A 16,397-nucleotide genomic window follows, 5' to 3' on the forward strand; every position below is an offset into this window, starting at 1 on the left:
CATGGCAAAATTGAGACAAAATTATTATTTAAATGTAACTTTTGCGAGTGTTAGACGACAAATACTATGAGAACGGGGGTGGAGTGCTTTGAATGACTCCGTGTTCCATCGACTATACGATGCATACCATCAAGACGTGTTCCAGTTTCTTATTTATCTAGTAAAAAATCGTACACTGGCTGAGGATCTTGCACATGAGGTTTATGTCCGTGTGCTGCGATCTTATGAACAATTCGCAGGAAATAGCAGTGAAAAAACTTGGCTTTTTGCCATTGCTAAAAATGTCGCAATTGATCATTTTCGAAAGCAGGCTGTGCGCCAAAAACATTCGCTCGATTTTTTTGACTGGGAAACGGAACAGTTACATTCAACCACACCATCACCGGAAGATGTGCTACAGACCAGTGATGAATTAAAGCAGATAGAGTCTGCACTTGAAAATTGTACAGGGGATCAAAAAATGGTTATTATTATGCGCTATTTCCAAGATTTATCAATTACTGAAACTGCGCAAATACTTGATTGGACAGAGGCGAAGGTTAAAACGACGCAACATCGAGCCATTAAGTTTTTAAGACAACATCTACAACAGGCTAGGGAACAGGAGGCGAAAAGGCAATGACGCATAAACAACAATTTGACGATGAACAACTTGAACAAATGTTGAGCAATGCCCCGAAGCTTACTGACCACCGCTCGAAAGACGAAGTGTTAAAAAGATTGCTTGCTGATGCACGTTTACAAGACAATATACATCTTCAAGAGGCCATAGTAGATGAAGTAAAAGAACAACAAGCACAATCATTGCCTGCTCAAGAAAATATTGAACCTATAAAACGACGCAAGAGTAGGTTGCCTATTTTAAGTAGTGTTGCTGCAATTTTTGTACTATCAATAGCAGGGTACATCTATGTATCGAACAATTCTTCCGTAAAGGATGAAGCAAACGCCCCAATCGAAAATTATTCTTCCATGCAGGAGGATCGGTCGGTCACAGAAAGTGAAAATGCAGATGCAGATAGTGTGATGAAAGCGAATATTGGTGCTGAGCATGCTCGTATCCTATCGTTGCGGACATCTGTTTACGAAGATGATTTAGTCGATGCAGTCGTTTTCAGAATTGGTTTACCTGGTGGCAAGGCTGATAGTATACCAATGACCTATATTATTAAGAACGAAAAAATAACTGCTGATTTTGGGAAGAAGAAACCAACAACTTTACAAATGTATAAAAAATACGCACCTCAAATTGATGAAGAAGCAATGGGTTTAACGGACTATCATCCGTACAAAGGTGAGTTAAAAGAAGAAGGTAAGACGCTTGTGCACGTATTACCAGAAGAAAATGATTATGATGTAGCTTCGGCATCTGTCACGAAATATTTAAGCTCGTTAAAAGATACTTTTTCCGAATCCGAATATAAAGCCATTGCCATTAAACAGGCAGATGGTTCAGCTTACGAGTTTTCGCAAGCAGAAGAGCCGAGTGAGCCTATAGCGCTAACAAAAGATAATCATTATAACTATTATTTATATACAGAGGGAAACGGGACTGAATATTTATCGCCTGATTTCCATCAAACGTATCCTACTGTGACAGAGGCTCTACTGGCGATGCGAGACAAAAAGGATGATGTTTATGTGCCAGTTGTTCCGGAAAATGTCACATACACTGTAAAAGAAGAAGAAGATGGGGTTGTGGTCACATTTGACGCACCACTTGATTTAACGACAATGGATGCCGTACGGGCAACACAATTAATCGAGGCGATGATGTTGACTGCGTCAAGCTTTGATAAAAAGATACGTTTAGATAACATTGTACAGGAAAGTTGGGAAGGCTTTGATTTAACAAATTTTTTACCAATGCCTGTAGGTGCCAATAAACAAATGATGCCATAATATAGAAAACAGCTATCAGATAGAGATAGCTGTTTTTTTATAATTGAAATACCGCGGGTAAAGCACCTTGATTCGCGGGTAAATGATAAAATATCGCGGGTAAGTGACTTTGCTCCGCGGGTAAGCTACTCCATGATTTCTCGCAAAATGCTTCATTTATTAAAACATACAAATTTAATCGGATTATTTTAAGCAGAAGTATTTACTTTTATGTGATAAAACATTATAGTTAGTTTATAAAATAATATTGATTCATCTTCGGGGCAGGGTGAAAATCCCGACCGGCGGTAATAGAGTTGTAAATCGCTAGTGTAGTAGTAAGCTACAGTAGTTCGCATGATTTACTAGATGGCTCTTCAGCCCGCGACCTGTGCAAAGATTTTTTTGCATGGCTGACTTGGTGTAATTCCAAGGCCGACAGTATAGTCTGGATGGGAGAAGATGAAGGTACGATCGTCATTCGTTGTTACGAATTAAGCTATGTGCGAACGTTTTTTTAGTGTGTCTTTAAGTGCACGCTATGCACAAAAAATAGCTAGTAATGGCGTTATTTACTCATGCCTTTTCTCCCTTATGCTGATTTGCATAAGGGTTTTTTCGTGAAAAACAATCGATTACGTCGTAACCTTTCTTCTTGCAAGATTGAATCAGCAAAGAGGAGAGAGTTTTCAATGAAGAAAAATGTCAAACTGCAATCGTTTATTACGATTGGTATGCTGAGTAGTATTTCGTTTTTATTAATGTTATTTAATTTCCCGATTCCACCGTTCCCAGCCTTTTTGGAAGTGGATTTCAGTGATATGCCTGCCTTACTTGCAGCCATCACGATGGGCCCAGTAGCAGGTATTTTAGTAGAGCTATTTAAAAATGTCTTAGATTGGATTTTCTCTGGTACGCCAACAGGAGTGCCAGTTGGTCATATTGCAAACTTTGTAACAGGCATATTATTTATTTTACCAGTATCATTTATTTTTAACCGTTTTAAAACGATTGGAGGTCTTGTTGGAGGATTAGCAACAGGAACGATTGTGATGGCGGTTGGAATGAGCTTGTTAAATATCGCAGTATTTTTACCGATGTACACTTATTTCTTAGGAATGGAGCCAGTCGTTGGCGATTCATTATACACAATGATTGTTGCAGGCATTTTACCATTTAATATCGTGAAAGGTGTGTTATTAACGGCGATTATGGCGTTATTATTCACAACGATGCGCAAATGGATCAACCAACAACGCACAATGTATTTATCAAAATAATTCATTTCACCTCGAGCATATTGAACTGCACACCAATTGTTAGACACATCTAACAAATGGAGGTGCAGTTTTTTTATGGATCCAATAGCATGCTGGGAAATTCAGGAACTGTCTAGTCTAATTTACTATTTTAATGTACAATTAATAAGAGATTAGTTAGTTTTGAGGAGATTGAAGAGATGAGTGAGAATAAAGGACAATGGTCTAGTAAATTAGGATTTATTTTAGCATCAGCGGGTGCGGCAATTGGGCTAGGGGCTATTTGGAAGTTACCCTATGTCACAGGGCAAAGTGGTGGAGGCGCATTTTTCCTGATTTTTGTGCTTTTTACATTATTAATCGGCCTACCGATGTTATTATCCGAGTATATTTTAGGGCGGGGTACGCAATCGGAAGCTGTCACTGCCTATAAAAAAGTTGTGCCAACGAAACCGGCATGGGCTTGGGTTGGACGTATGGGTGTATTGGGTTGTTTTCTATTATTAACCTTTTACAGTGTTGTAGGAGGATGGATTTTTATTTATAGCGGCCTTGGAATATCGGGTGCAGTTATTGATTCTTCAGTTAATCCAGGCGATTTATTTGGAAAGATTATTAGCACACCGTGGATTACATTACTAGGTTTAGCGTTATTTACATTAACCAATGTACTTGTTATTTCGCTAGGTGTACAAAATGGTATTGAGAAAGCAAATAAATGGATGATGCCATTGTTATTTGTGATGTTTATCATTCTTGTTATTCGTGCATTAACTTTAGATGGGGCAATGGAAGGTGTGAAATTCTTCTTATGGCCTGATTTTTCTAATATAACAGGTAAAGCGTTACTAGAGGCGCTAGGGCAGTCATTCTTTGGTTTGGCAGTAGGTTTCTCTTGTTTGGTTACATATAGTTCGTATTTGAAAAAAGATGTTAGTTTACCAAATTCAGCAGGTTCCGTTGTTATTTTGACAGTACTTGTGTCGTTTTTAGCAGGGCTAGCTATTTTCCCAGTTGTATTTGCTTTTGATTTGGAACCGCAAGCTGGGCCTGGCTTATTATTTATGGTGCTACCGACAGCATTTAGCCAAATGCCTTTTGGGGAAGTGTTTTTGGCCCTGTTTTTATTACTATTTTTATTTGCGACATTAACTTCGTCGTTTAGTTTATATGAAATCATCGTGGCAGCATTTATTGAAAAATGGCATATGTCGCGTTCAGTCTTAACGTTATTACTTGGAGTCATTGTTTTTGTTGCAGCAATTCCATCGGCATTATCGTCAAGTTTATTAGCGGATGTTTCAATATTTGGCAAGTCCATTTTTGATGCTACTGATTACTTAGTGTCCAATTTAATGCTACCATTGGGCAATTTATTGATCGCCATTTTTATTGCCTATGTAGTAGATAAAGACTTTGTGAAAAAAGAATTGCTTATGGGAAGTCAGGTGGGACAAGGGTTTTATAACACATATCGCCTATTAATGTTAGTGGTCGTCCCAATTGTAATTATTGTTGTTTTATTAAATATGCTCATACAAAAATAAATATATTGCAGCTTAGAGATGGTTCTTGTATTGCGCAGGAGCCATCTTTTTTTCGATTAAGCACCAAGTAAGTGGTAGTGAAAAAAATACCTGGCATTAAAGCACTCTTTTCAAGTGTCTTAACTACAGGTACTATTTTTACTGGTACTTCAAGACCTTATGGTGTGCTAACTTTTATTAAATTTATTGAAGCAGCGAGTACAATTCCGCCATCGCAAGTACGGAAGTCTGGACCGATATTTCTTAATTGAACTGTTCCATTATCTGGGATAAATACAATTGTTCCTCCAGTGATTGGTACGCATTCATATCTGTCGACTTCTGTATTTAACGCTCCGTATCTCGTTTGAATTGGATTCACTTCGGCATTATTAACAAAGAGAGCTGTAACGATTGTAACGTTACCTGTCCCAAATGGAGAGAAATTTCCATTCACATGATAATCGATATAGTACGCCCCTCCTTGGGTAACCCTGATAGTCACTGTATCGGGGTCTAACGTGATGCCAGCAGTTTCCCCCATACCGTTCCAAGGCATAGCTTGATTGGTAGCGAGCGTGATAAAATTCGTTTGAAAAAAGTTCCCGTATGTGGAAGATGAGACGGGTGGAGTTTGTGCGTTTGGAGTGATATGACAAATATCGATTGCTTTAATAACAGGCAAACTAGATTGGCAACGTTCGCATGAACAATTTTTTTGACAACGATTCAAAGACTGTACCTCCTAATACATTTTTCTACTAGTTTATTTAATTTATCTTTTTTTGCCTGTGTGTGCATTTAACTTATTTCTCTATAGCCTTAGACAAAAAAGAGCAGACGAATATATGTCTGCTCCTCTAATCATGTATGTTGCTCTGCTATTTAAACTATTGTCAGAATTGTTTGCGTGCCTGTCACCATTTAATATTCACTTAGTGCGAGTTCGCCTAACCATTTTTCTTCTTTAATGAACTGCTTCGCTTGGAGTTCATTTTTGGCAATAGGGAAAACTTTATCGCATTGTGAGATGGCAAATAATTTACGAATAAAATCATCTGTCACAATAATCGCTATTTTCTTATCGAACGTTGTGACTTTCTTTGCAAAATTGATAATCATACCAAAACCAGTACTATCAATATTCGCCACCTTTTGCATATCGATAATATAGCCGTGTTTTGTGTCGAAACTAATCGCGTGAAGCTCCTCTTTTATATCTCCAATCAATCCATATTCTAATTTACCAGTAAAGGCGATTAAAATATAATCAGCCTTAGTATCAATATTAATCATATTTTTCTGATTCATAAATTACGCCTCCTTATATGTTTAAAGTTAGATTGTAAATTTATTTACTTCGTTTTGTAAGTTAGTCGAAATTTCGGCTAATTCCTCTGAGTTTTGTGAGATTTCCGCAACGGTTGCGTGCTGTTCTTCGGAAGTTGCTGCAATTTCTTCGGTCGCTGCTGCAGAATCTTCAATGATACGTGAGATATCATGTATAGCTTGTTGGACATCTAATGAATTGTCATTGACATGGGTGAATGCTGATTTCATTTCCTTCACACCTTGCTCTGTTTCCACAACTTGTTCGACGATTTCTTGTAAAGCATTGCCTCCTTTACTAATGATGTGTACCTGCTCTTCGACAGCGAGCAAATTACTTTCCATTGTCCGAACGGTTACAGCGGTTTCAGCTTGTATATCTTTAATTAAACTCGTAATTTGCCCAGAAGCTAAACTTGATTGTTCGGCTAGCTGGCGTACTTCGGAAGCTACTACGGCGAAACCTTTTCCTTGCTCACCCGCTCGAGCTGCTTCAATAGCGGCGTTTAATGCCAATAAATTTGTTTGTTCCGCAATCCCTGTAATAACAGTTATAATACCGCCGATTTCTTCGGAACGTTTGCCTAGTTTTTGAATAGAATCGGTAGCGTAGGAAACTGTTTGCGTGACAGAGTTTAAATGTTTAATGGCTTCATTAATCGCATCCTCGCCTTTTCGTGCGATGTGGGTCGATTGAATGGCTCTCTCTAAAGTAGCTTCTGCCTTTTGTAAGCTATTGGCTACTTCATCATTCGTTTTTTGCATCATTTTCACAATATGCTCCGCCTGATCGGATTGCGTGCTAGTGCCGCTTGCAATATCATTCATTGTTAATGCCACTTGGTTTGAGGCCTCGCTAGTTTGGCGAGAAGATTCCGCTAAAACTAGTGAAGAACTTGCGATTTGATTGGCGCTATTGGCGACAACGTTGATTGTTTCGGTTATACGGGTCTTCATCGCATTAAAAGCTTGTGCTAAATTAGCAATTTCATCTTGTCCTTTAGGATTTAATATTTTCACATTTAAATTTAAATCTGCTAGTTCTTTGGCATTGGCGCTTAATTGATTGATGGGCGCAATAATTTGGCGTTGTAGAAACCAACTGATGATGACGAACAGTAAAGCTGAAATAATTAATAACACGATAACATTTTTCATGACACTTTCAGTAGCGGCATTCGTATAGGTCGTTAATGGTAAGGCAATTGACAACATGCCTATAATTTCGTTCAAGTTATTTGTAATAGGTCCTGTAACGACTTCGTATGGCTCCCCTAGCACATCTGCTGAACCGATATAGCGCTGCTCTTTTTGCTCTAAAACGGTCGTGATTAATTCACTAGGAGCCTTTGTATTAATAGCTCTCTCTCCATTTTCAATAATATTTGTACTAACCCGTGTATCATATTGAAAGATTGTGATGGCATCACCATGTGTTAGATTACTGAGTTTGTCAACAATATCAAAATTACCAACAATTTTCACATCTCCTTTATGCAATTCATTATTTTTGATGTGCCAGTCACCGGGAATTTTGGCATCTAAATACTCGTAACTTGAATCTATATCCGATAGTAGTTTTGCATTGACAGTTTCGATTAGATTATTTTTTGCGTCGGTATAACTGACAATCGTTATCACCGTAATCATAAGTAAAATGCAAGTAATGAGTAGTAAGTTAATTTTTTTGCGGATTGTCCATTTCATAAAAAGTCCCTCCTAATCTCAGATGTACCTATCCGTGAATTTTCTTAGAAACACCGACTAAAAATTTTGTTTTCGAAATATGTTTGAACCAAATAGAATCCACCATTTGTTTGACAAAAAATAACCCGCGACCTCGATCTGTATAATTATGTTCGTTTAGATCAAATTGCAAAGCCTTTTCCAAATTATTTTCGGTAATTCCTTGTGCTTCATCGATAACGGTTAACTTAATTTCCTCGTCGTTGTGTGTTACTTGCACTTGAATTGTGTTGTGGGAGAGGGGATGTAATGATTTTTCCGTTGCTTCAACTGCATTAATAACTAATTCGTGTAAGACAAAACGTAATTCTCTACTAAAAGGTACATTATAAAGCGTTGTATAATTTTCCATTGTCTTATCTATAAAATGAACTGCTTGCATATTCGCTTGAACTCGCAGTGTAAATTCCAATACCAATCACCTATCTTGTACTTGAAATAACAATTACAATTTCGCTAGCATTTCAGTAAAAAATGTAAGCAAATAAAATAGGTCATCGCCATTATAGTGAGAAAATAATAAATGGAAGTGCCTGACGCCATAAAGGGAAAGGCTTTTAGGCATAAAAAATGTTTCTTTTCATACAAAAGCTGTCATTATCGTCATAAATATACCTTGTTAGGCTCTGTGTAACCTTCTAAACGCTAGATTATGTAGCTAACGATTTAATCACAATCCGTAATGTTTGAAACAAGTTCGTTATTTAACGGTAGTGTGTATTCACAAGTAGAGAACGAGTTTACTCGCAACGTATAGTTTTAAATATTGCTGTTATCACCCTCGTAGTACATGTCACACCTATAGCAGTGAAAAATACTAGGAAGTCTATGTATTTTAGTTGGTGACCATGCATTGTTAAGGAAATTTTGGCGATGACTAATCTTTTACTTGGAGCTTGCGAAGTTGGGCTTTAACTTGGTAGTTTAAGACCGTTTAAAGGGAGTATAGAACTAGATGGAATTAAAGGTCTTTATCCACCAACGTCATAATTATAAAAGGTACTTTCGAATTATACAATTACTTTAATAGACAATGGTAAATATCCATTTATTGAATAGTTCAAAGTATCCAATAAACTCTATAAAAATAAATTCGCTTTTAATGTACCAGTAAAATATAAAAAAAGCAAGACTAATGTTCTATATAAAATATATTTTAATTAATATTTAAGTTTTATTTTTTGCTCGGATATTGATACTTATAGACTATTTCACTAGCCTTTTATTTAGGGTGGACAATGAAGGGCAACAAGTAGGCTTCTATACATCTAAAAAGAAGATAAGAATATTCTAAAAATTCTATGTAACAAAACCTTACATGCCCATTGCGTTCATTAGTTGTTTTAGTGTAATTTAAAAGCAGTTGTAAAAAACGGATGTTAAGAAAAATGACAAATTGGAGTGGGGAAGAATGAAACATCATACTAGAGATGATATTATCCGCATGGTGAAAGAGGAAAATGTGAAATTTATTCGCCTACAATTTACTGATATATTGGGCTCAATCAAGAATGTAGAAATACCAGTTAGTCAGTTAGCTAAGGCATTAGACAATAAGGTTATGTTTGATGGTTCCTCGATTGAAGGATTTGTTCGTATTGAGGAATCTGATATGTATTTACGCCCTGATCTTGATACATTCGTAATCTTCCCGTGGACGGCTGAAAGAGGCAAGGTAGCACGCTTTATATGTGATATTGCACGACCAGACGGTACAGCATTTGAGGGCGATCCACGCTCTAACTTGAAGCGCGTCTTAAAAGAAATGGAAGAATTGGGCTTTACTTCGTTTAACCTTGGACCAGAACCGGAATTTTTCTTATTTAAACTAGATGAAAAAGGTCATCCAACACTGGAATTAAATGATAGCGGTGGGTATTTCGATTTAGCACCGACGGATTTAGGTGAAAACTGTCGACGGGATATTGTGCTGGAGCTAGAGGGCATGGGTTTTGAAATTGAAGCGTCCCATCATGAAGTGGCACCGGGTCAGCATGAAATTGACTTTAAATATGCCAGTGCCATTGAAGCATGTGATAACATTCAAACGTTTAAACTAGTTGTTAAAACGGTAGCAGCTCAACACGGCTTGCATGCAACTTTTATGCCGAAACCTTTATTTGGAGTGAATGGTTCAGGAATGCACTTTAATCTGTCATTATTTGAAGGAGAAAATAATGCCTTCTATGATGAACATGCAGAATTGCAATTAAGTCAAACGGCACGTAGTTTTATGGCAGGGATTATGAAGCATGTGCACGGCTTTACAGCTGTAACGAATCCATTAGTCAATTCCTACAAACGTTTAGTGCCTGGCTATGAGGCGCCATGTTACGTAGCTTGGTCAGCACAAAATCGCTCACCACTTATTCGTATCCCTGCGGCACGAGGACTTTCCACACGTATTGAATTGCGTTCTGTTGATCCAGCAGCCAATCCATACTTAGCAATGGCAGTTATTTTAGCCTCTGGGCTCGATGGGATTCGCAAAGGCTTAACACCACCAGACGCTGTGGACCGAAATATTTATAAAATGAATCGTGTAGAGCGTGAAATGAATGGCATTGATAGTTTACCATCTTCATTAGAATATGCACTGATAGAACTAGAAATGGACCATATCGTTCGTGACGCACTAGGCATTCATATTTTTGAAAAGTTCACCGCAGCGAAAGAAATTGAATGGAACAAATACCGCACACGCGTCCACGACTGGGAACGTGATGAATATTTGACGATGTACTAACAAAGAAGTGTTGGGGCTGTAAGGCTCCAACACTTCTTTGTTTTTTTGCCCACATGGGTTTGTTTTGCTGTTATGGTTTCTAAAAATTGTTTCCATTTCGCTTAATAATAGTAGTTATTCTTTTAGAACTAAAAAACAATTACTTATTGTTGTTTATTTGAAATTTATAATGTTAAGAGAAAAGTATCCTCTAATCCTGCTTTGGGAAATGTTTATATTATAAAGTGGATTATTTTGTTAATATTAATGTTGAGTAAAAATTTCCCTGTGGAGGAATTCTAAAATGTTTAAAGCTGTATTATTTGATTTAGATGGAACTTTATTGAATCGTGATAAATCGATTGAGCTTTTTATAAACCAGCAATATGAAAGATTATTTGACTTACTTTCTCATATTTCAAAAGAGCAATATAATTCAAGATTTATTGAATTAGACAATCGTGGATATGTTTGGAAGGATAAAGTATACCAACAACTGATTGATAATTAAATATATCTTCAGTAACTTGCGAAGAACTTCTCAAAGATTATTTAAAAGAATTCAAACATCATTGTGTAGGATTTCCTCATATTCATGAAATGTTGGAGGGGCTGAAAAATAATAAAACCGCTTTAGGCATGATTACAAATGGGTTCGGTCAGTTCCAAATGGAGAACATTAAAGCTTTGAACATTGATCAATATTTTGACGTAATATTAGTATCTGAATGGGAAGGAATGAAGAAACCTAATCCTCAAATCTTTCTAAATGCATTAGAAAAATTAAACGTAGAACCTTCAGAAAGTGTATTTATTGGTGACCATCCAGAAAATGATGTGAAAGCTGCTCAAAACGTTGGAATGAAGGGGATTTGGAAAAGAGATAATCAATGGACTGATATAGAAGCAGATGCAATAATTGATGATTATTTAAAACTTCCTGAGATTTTGAAGAAATTAAATTTTTAGCATACATAGCCAGATAAAATAACGTTCAAAATCAAAGTATGGAAAAACACTGAAAATCGGGATTTTTCAGGGACAGAAACCCCAATGCGTCCACGACTGAGAACGCGATGAATATATAACAATGTACTAACAAAGAAGTGTTGGGGCTGTTAAGGCTCCAACACTTCTTTGTTTTTTTCATAAATGCGTACATAATAAAAAAAATTTTTACTGGCAATGCTGAAATCATATTATGATATTAGCAGTTGCATTGTACATACTGGTAAAATAAGGGGATATAGGAGGGGTAAAAGTTGAAGATTAAAAGAATGGATCATATAGGGATAATTGTTAATGATCTCTCTGGAGCTAAAGCGTTTTTTCTCGATTTTGGACTTGAGGTGAAAGGGGAATGGGAAATGGCAGGAGAGTTGATGGGATATGCAGCTGGGCTTTCTGACGCAAAAGTAGCGTGTGTGGGATTGGGCATGCCGGACGGTCAGACTTGGATAGAACTAATAAAATTTTATTCCCCGTTAGCTGAAGGGGATTTTCAGCAACCCTGTGCTAATACGCTGGGAATCCGACATATCGCATTTGCTGTTGAAAATATTGAAGCGATTGTTGCCAAACTAAAAAAGAACGGTAAGGAAATCTTTAGTGAGATACAGCAATACGAAGAACACTATAAGCTTTGCTACGTGCGAGGTCCAGAGGGCATTATTTTGGAGTTAGCTGAAGAAATCAAAAAGTAATGGTGGGCTATATGACGCTACACGAAAGGATGAATACTTGATAACGAATGCTGTAGTTACTAAAGCTAAGTGTATTTTAGTAGGAATTGAGGTAAATTTGGATATAACTAAAAATTGGAGCAATGAAATTCAAAGGCATGAACAGACAGGGTCATAACCTGCTTTGTGCGTGTCTTTTTTTAATTCTACTGATAGGTTTGGTCATAACTTTGAAGAATAGCCACGGGAATTTTTTTTGGAAAAAGTTGCACAAATTTTAATTTTGTATATAATGTGTATATATTATATATACATTATAATGAATTTGGAGTGCTAAGTGAGTTATAGAGAGGAGAATAGATGATAGGAACTGATAAAGTATATAACAATCAACTTGGAAAACGATGGGTGCTTACCATTGGTGTCTTTTTGATTGTTCAATTGATTTTTATCGCTATTGATGGCACTTTACTGGAGCCAAAAATCAACGATAGTGGCAACTTATTTGCCAGAATTGCAAGATGGATACTCGATTTGAAGCTCTTTACTAAATGGATTGCTCCTTATTCCTTTCCATTTTTTAATTTGGTCACAACAGTTCATGTGATTGCCATTCTCATTCAAGCAGTTCATGACATTATACAAAGAGGTTTTGAAAATAGGAAGAAGAGGGATTAGCATGCAAATAATTATTTCCAATAGTTCAAAGGAGCCGATTTATGAACAAATTACAAATCAAATGAAATCGTCTATTTTAGCTGGGGAGCTACAAGAAGGTGCAGCCATACCTTCGATGCGCAAACTCGCACAGGATTTACAAATTAGTGTGATCACGACTAAACGTGCTTATGAGGAATTAGAGAAAGCAGGCTTTATCTATTCTATTGTTGGAAAGGGTTCTTTTGTCGCAGAGCAAAATCTTGAAGTAATTAGAGAGAAAAAACAGAAGGTCATTGAGGAGCAGTTGAGTGCCGTTATAACGAATAGTAAAGAAATTGGCCTGTCACTCGATGAATTGCATCAATTATTGGATATTTTGTCTGAGGAGTGAGATAAGTGGAAAATGTAATTGAGTTAAAAAACGTAACAAAACATTTTAAAGGTTTTTCAGTGAAAAATATTGATTTACAAGTAAAGCAAGGGTTTGTAACAGGATTTATAGGGGCAAATGGGGCTGGTAAATCGACAACGATAAAGATGATGATGAATTTATTAAAGGCAGATGCAGGGGAAGTGAAGGTTTTTGGCTTAGACTACAAGACCCATGAGAAGGCAATCAAGGAACGCATTGGGTTTGTATATGATGGCAATGTATTTTTTGAAGGGCTCAACTTAAAAGATATCAAGCGTATTGTTGCACCAGCTTATAAAAATTGGGATGATACATTATTTTATCACTATGTGGAACAATTCGAATTACCGATGAATAAAGCAGTGAAAACTTTCTCAAAAGGAATGCAAATGAAGGCTTCGTTGGCGATAGCCTTATCACATCATGCAGAGCTAATACTCATGGATGAGCCAACAGCAGGTTTAGATCCAATTTTTAGACGAGAACTGTTGAATCTCTTACAAGAGTTAATGATTGATGGGAATCGTACTATTTTCTTTTCCACGCATATTACCACAGACTTAAATCGAATTGCAGATTATATAGCTTTTATACAAAAAGGACAATTAGTGTTTAATAAGTCCATTCATGATGTTACAGAAAACTATGCTATTGTGAAAGGAAGAGTGGATCTGCTGGATCGAGATACAGAACAAGCCTTTGTACACATTCATCGTGCAACTACAGGTTTTGAAGCATTAACGGATAATATTAATGAAGTGAAAAATATTTTCGGAGAGTCCGTTATCATTGACCCAGCATCGTTGGAAGATATTATGTATTACATGAAAGGGAGAGAAAGCTATGTTTAATTTAATCTGGCGCGATGTAATCATGCAAAAAAAGCTACTCTTAACGTTTATTCCTTTTATAGCATTCTTTATTTTTATGGATTCGCATCCTGCTCTTATCTTTTTAGTAGCTAGTATTTTTATTCCTTTTAATGCTTATGCTTACGATGAAAAAGCAGAAACAAATATACTATTAAATTCTTTACCATACACACGTAAAGAAATTATTGCTTCACGCTATCTTGGAGCATTAGTTTATATGATTTTATCCATTGCCGTGACAAGCTTAGCATTAATGATCTCTAATAAAACGTTTTCACTAACGGATATCGCAATTTCTGTAGGGTTATTTATATTATTTGTTTCCCTTACTTTGCCAATGTTTTATATATTTAAACCAGGGTATATCACAATGGCTATCATGATTAGTTTCATCCCTTTAGCAGGTATAGGACCGTCTATTGTTATCTTTTTAGCTGAACATTTAACAGCCATAACGGATTTTATTATTCACTTATCCATTACAACAATTTATATAGCTGCAACAGTGGTGATTTTGCTAGTATTTTTACTTTCGTGGGGTATTACTACAGCAATTTACCAACGTAAAGCATTTTAATCAATGTCCTGCTTCGTTCACCGATTTCAGCACGGCAAATTATACAACATAAAGGGGAATTAGCTTTGTACTATTATGTAATTGATGCTTTTACAGAGATAAAGTTTGGCGGAAATCCGGCAGGCGTAGTGATTTATGAACATTTAAACGAAGAATTTATGCAAAAGTTTGCTGCGGAGGTTCGCTTTTCAGAAACAGCCTTTATTAAAAAAATAGACAATAATCATTTTGATATAAAATTTTTCACACCAACTTCCCAAGTAGCACTGTGTGGCCATGCTACAATAGCCTCCTTTAAAGCGCTATTGGACTGTCAAGCGATTGAAGATAACCATACTTACTATATGAAAACACTGGCGGGTACACTGGCTGTTGAAGTGAATCAATCATTTTTCATGATGGAGCAAGCCGAACCAAGACTCGGAAAAATCTTTGATGATTATGATAAGCTGTCTACTCTTTTTAATATGGATAAAGAGCAAATTGGCGATAACCATTTTAAACTAGTGCCTCAAGCTGTAAGCACTGGGCTTTGGGATATTATGCTTCCAATCAAAACAAAAGATGCATTATACGCGTTAAACCCTGATTTTAATGCCCTTACGCAATATGCCAAACGCCATAACATAGGAGGCGTTCATGCATTTACACTGGACACAGATAGTGGAATAGCAGAGAGTAGAAACTTTTGCCCGCTCTATGGGATTGATGAAGAAGCAGCAACAGGGACTTCCAATGGTGCATTAACATATTATCTTCTTCATAATCGCGTGCTAACGAAATTTAATGAAGAATTCACGTTTTTGCAAGGCTATAGCATGGGCAGACCTTCTACCATTATCACTAAATTAATACATAATAATAATCCAAGAGTGATGGTGGGAGGAAATGCCATAATCTTGACAAAAGGCGAATTATACTAGACAACACTACTAAAAAATCCCTTGGGCTGGACAAATTCTTCACTTTATTAAAAGGGGAAATCTCGGTAGAAGTTTGCAAATTAGCATGGATTTTCAATCAGTCCCTGTCGTAGCAAAAAAGTGTTAGAATTGCCAGCAGTTATCCTAACACTTTTTCATCATTTTTAAATTGCGCTACATTTGTGGGGCATCCATACCAAAGTTTGCCCATTCCTCTTTTGAAGGGCCATAAATGCCTGGAACGTTTAAACCAGCCTGTCGCATAAGAACGCTCATTTGCCCGCGATGGTGACTTTGATGTTGCATTAAAAATAATAATAGTGATCCATTCGGTATTTCTTGGCCTAGAAATTGTATATATTCCGTCATTGTCTTGTCTTTCCATTGCGTTTTTAATGCATGGATAAATGCACTACTAGCTTGGTGATAACAGTCTGCTATATAATGAGCCGAGGTAGGGACGGGATAATCGACTGTTGGAGCTTCAAACGTTAAGTTTGTATTGGATGTAATAATATGAATAGCAGTTACAGTATGCCAAGCAATGCGTCCTAAAGTCCAATTATCTGATGTGATGGCTTGCGTAAGTGATTGATCTGTCAACGTGTTGAGGTAATTTTGTGTGGCACTCGCTTCAAATGCCCAAGAGTGTATAAAATGGTCTACAGTTTGGAACATTAAAACCCTCCTAAAATATAGTTTTCTTTCTATACATATACAATTATATCCTCGCTTGAATAAATAACATAATCTTTTTCTAAATAATAAAAAACCAGCTCCATTGATGATTTGAGCTGGTTTTTAT

The 16,397-nt window shown here is 36.6% G+C and carries 16 protein-coding genes, 1 pseudogene and 1 riboswitch; of the genes and pseudogenes, 12 read left to right on the forward strand and 5 right to left on the reverse strand.

Annotated elements, in window-relative coordinates; translation table 11 throughout:
• The first annotated feature begins 88 nt into the window (after nucleotides 1-88).
• The 4 genes from sigX to MHH88_RS06440 all read left to right on the forward strand — a co-directional run bounded on the left by sigX (nucleotide 89) and on the right by MHH88_RS06440 (nucleotide 4,687).
• Nucleotides 89-622: an RNA polymerase sigma factor SigX gene (sigX, locus tag MHH88_RS06425; RefSeq protein ID WP_103977224.1), complete on the forward strand. Its 534-nt coding sequence runs from the start codon at nucleotides 89-91 to the stop codon at nucleotides 620-622.
• Entirely contained in the window at nucleotides 619-1,902 is a 1,284-nt protein-coding gene (locus MHH88_RS06430) for an RNA polymerase subunit sigma (RefSeq protein ID WP_339261909.1), read from the forward strand. Before sigX ends, MHH88_RS06430 begins: the two co-directional genes overlap by 4 nt.
• Nucleotides 1,903-2,152: 250 nt before the next feature.
• Nucleotides 2,153-2,349: riboswitch (FMN riboswitch) on the forward strand.
• Nucleotides 2,350-2,573: 224 nt separating this feature from the next.
• Entirely contained in the window at nucleotides 2,574-3,161 is a 588-nt protein-coding gene (locus tag MHH88_RS06435) for an ECF transporter S component (RefSeq protein ID WP_024361484.1), read from the forward strand.
• Nucleotides 3,162-3,340: 179 nt separating this feature from the next.
• Complete coding sequence (locus tag MHH88_RS06440; RefSeq protein ID WP_339261910.1) at nucleotides 3,341-4,687, forward strand: sodium-dependent transporter; 1,347 nt, start codon at nucleotides 3,341-3,343, stop codon at nucleotides 4,685-4,687.
• Between the two features lie 157 nt (nucleotides 4,688-4,844).
• Here the strand turns inward: MHH88_RS06440 and MHH88_RS06445 are convergent, their stop codons facing one another.
• The 4 genes from MHH88_RS06445 to MHH88_RS06460 all read right to left on the reverse strand — a co-directional run bounded on the left by MHH88_RS06445 (nucleotide 4,845) and on the right by MHH88_RS06460 (nucleotide 8,153).
• Entirely contained in the window at nucleotides 4,845-5,399 is a 555-nt protein-coding gene (locus tag MHH88_RS06445; RefSeq protein ID WP_339261912.1) for a hypothetical protein, read from the reverse strand.
• Between the two features lie 191 nt (nucleotides 5,400-5,590).
• Nucleotides 5,591-5,977: an STAS domain-containing protein gene (locus tag MHH88_RS06450; protein WP_339261913.1), complete on the reverse strand. Its 387-nt coding sequence runs from the start codon at nucleotides 5,975-5,977 to the stop codon at nucleotides 5,591-5,593.
• Nucleotides 5,978-6,004: 27 nt separating this feature from the next.
• A complete protein-coding gene (locus MHH88_RS06455; protein ID WP_339261914.1) occupies nucleotides 6,005-7,702 on the reverse strand; it encodes a methyl-accepting chemotaxis protein in 1,698 nt (565 codons plus the stop codon).
• Nucleotides 7,703-7,730: 28 nt separating this feature from the next.
• On the reverse strand, nucleotides 7,731-8,153 hold the full coding sequence (locus MHH88_RS06460; protein ID WP_024361471.1) for an ATP-binding protein: 423 nt from the start codon (nucleotides 8,151-8,153) through the stop codon (nucleotides 7,731-7,733).
• A 999-nt stretch (nucleotides 8,154-9,152) separates the two neighbouring features.
• On the opposite strand from MHH88_RS06460, the gene MHH88_RS06465 reads away from it, so the two are divergent.
• The 8 genes and pseudogenes from MHH88_RS06465 (at nucleotide 9,153) to MHH88_RS06500 (ending at nucleotide 15,592) form a co-directional block, all read left to right on the forward strand.
• Nucleotides 9,153-10,487, forward strand: coding sequence for a glutamine synthetase family protein (locus MHH88_RS06465; protein WP_339261916.1), 1,335 nt, complete (start codon nucleotides 9,153-9,155; stop codon nucleotides 10,485-10,487).
• Nucleotides 10,488-10,770: 283 nt separating this feature from the next.
• Nucleotides 10,771-11,435: pseudogene (locus MHH88_RS06470) on the forward strand (HAD family hydrolase).
• 293 nt (nucleotides 11,436-11,728) lie between these two features.
• The gene (locus MHH88_RS06475; RefSeq protein ID WP_339261918.1) at nucleotides 11,729-12,169 is read left to right on the forward strand and encodes a VOC family protein; all 441 of its coding nucleotides are present in this window, start codon (nucleotides 11,729-11,731) and stop codon (nucleotides 12,167-12,169) included.
• 339 nt (nucleotides 12,170-12,508) lie between these two features.
• Nucleotides 12,509-12,826, forward strand: a complete 318-nt coding sequence (locus tag MHH88_RS06480) for a YfzA family protein (RefSeq protein WP_339261919.1) — start codon at nucleotides 12,509-12,511, stop codon at nucleotides 12,824-12,826.
• Between the two features lies 1 nt (nucleotide 12,827).
• The gene (locus tag MHH88_RS06485) at nucleotides 12,828-13,199 is read left to right on the forward strand and encodes a GntR family transcriptional regulator (RefSeq protein ID WP_024361465.1); all 372 of its coding nucleotides are present in this window, start codon (nucleotides 12,828-12,830) and stop codon (nucleotides 13,197-13,199) included.
• Between the two features lie 5 nt (nucleotides 13,200-13,204).
• A complete protein-coding gene (locus MHH88_RS06490; protein WP_339261921.1) occupies nucleotides 13,205-14,071 on the forward strand; it encodes an ABC transporter ATP-binding protein in 867 nt (288 codons plus the stop codon).
• A complete protein-coding gene (locus tag MHH88_RS06495) occupies nucleotides 14,064-14,669 on the forward strand; it encodes an ABC-2 transporter permease (protein WP_339261923.1) in 606 nt (201 codons plus the stop codon). Before MHH88_RS06490 ends, MHH88_RS06495 begins: the two co-directional genes overlap by 8 nt.
• Before the next feature lie 65 nt (nucleotides 14,670-14,734).
• Nucleotides 14,735-15,592, forward strand: coding sequence for a PhzF family phenazine biosynthesis protein (locus tag MHH88_RS06500; protein WP_339261925.1), 858 nt, complete (start codon nucleotides 14,735-14,737; stop codon nucleotides 15,590-15,592).
• Between the two features lie 174 nt (nucleotides 15,593-15,766).
• Here the strand turns inward: MHH88_RS06500 and MHH88_RS06505 are convergent, their stop codons facing one another.
• Nucleotides 15,767-16,270, reverse strand: a complete 504-nt coding sequence (locus MHH88_RS06505; RefSeq protein ID WP_339261926.1) for a DinB family protein — start codon at nucleotides 16,268-16,270, stop codon at nucleotides 15,767-15,769.
• Nucleotides 16,271-16,397 lie beyond the last annotated feature (127 nt).

The organism is Lysinibacillus sp. FSL K6-3209, assembly GCF_037976175.1.
GTDB lineage: Bacteria > Bacillota > Bacilli > Bacillales_A > Planococcaceae > Lysinibacillus > Lysinibacillus sphaericus_D.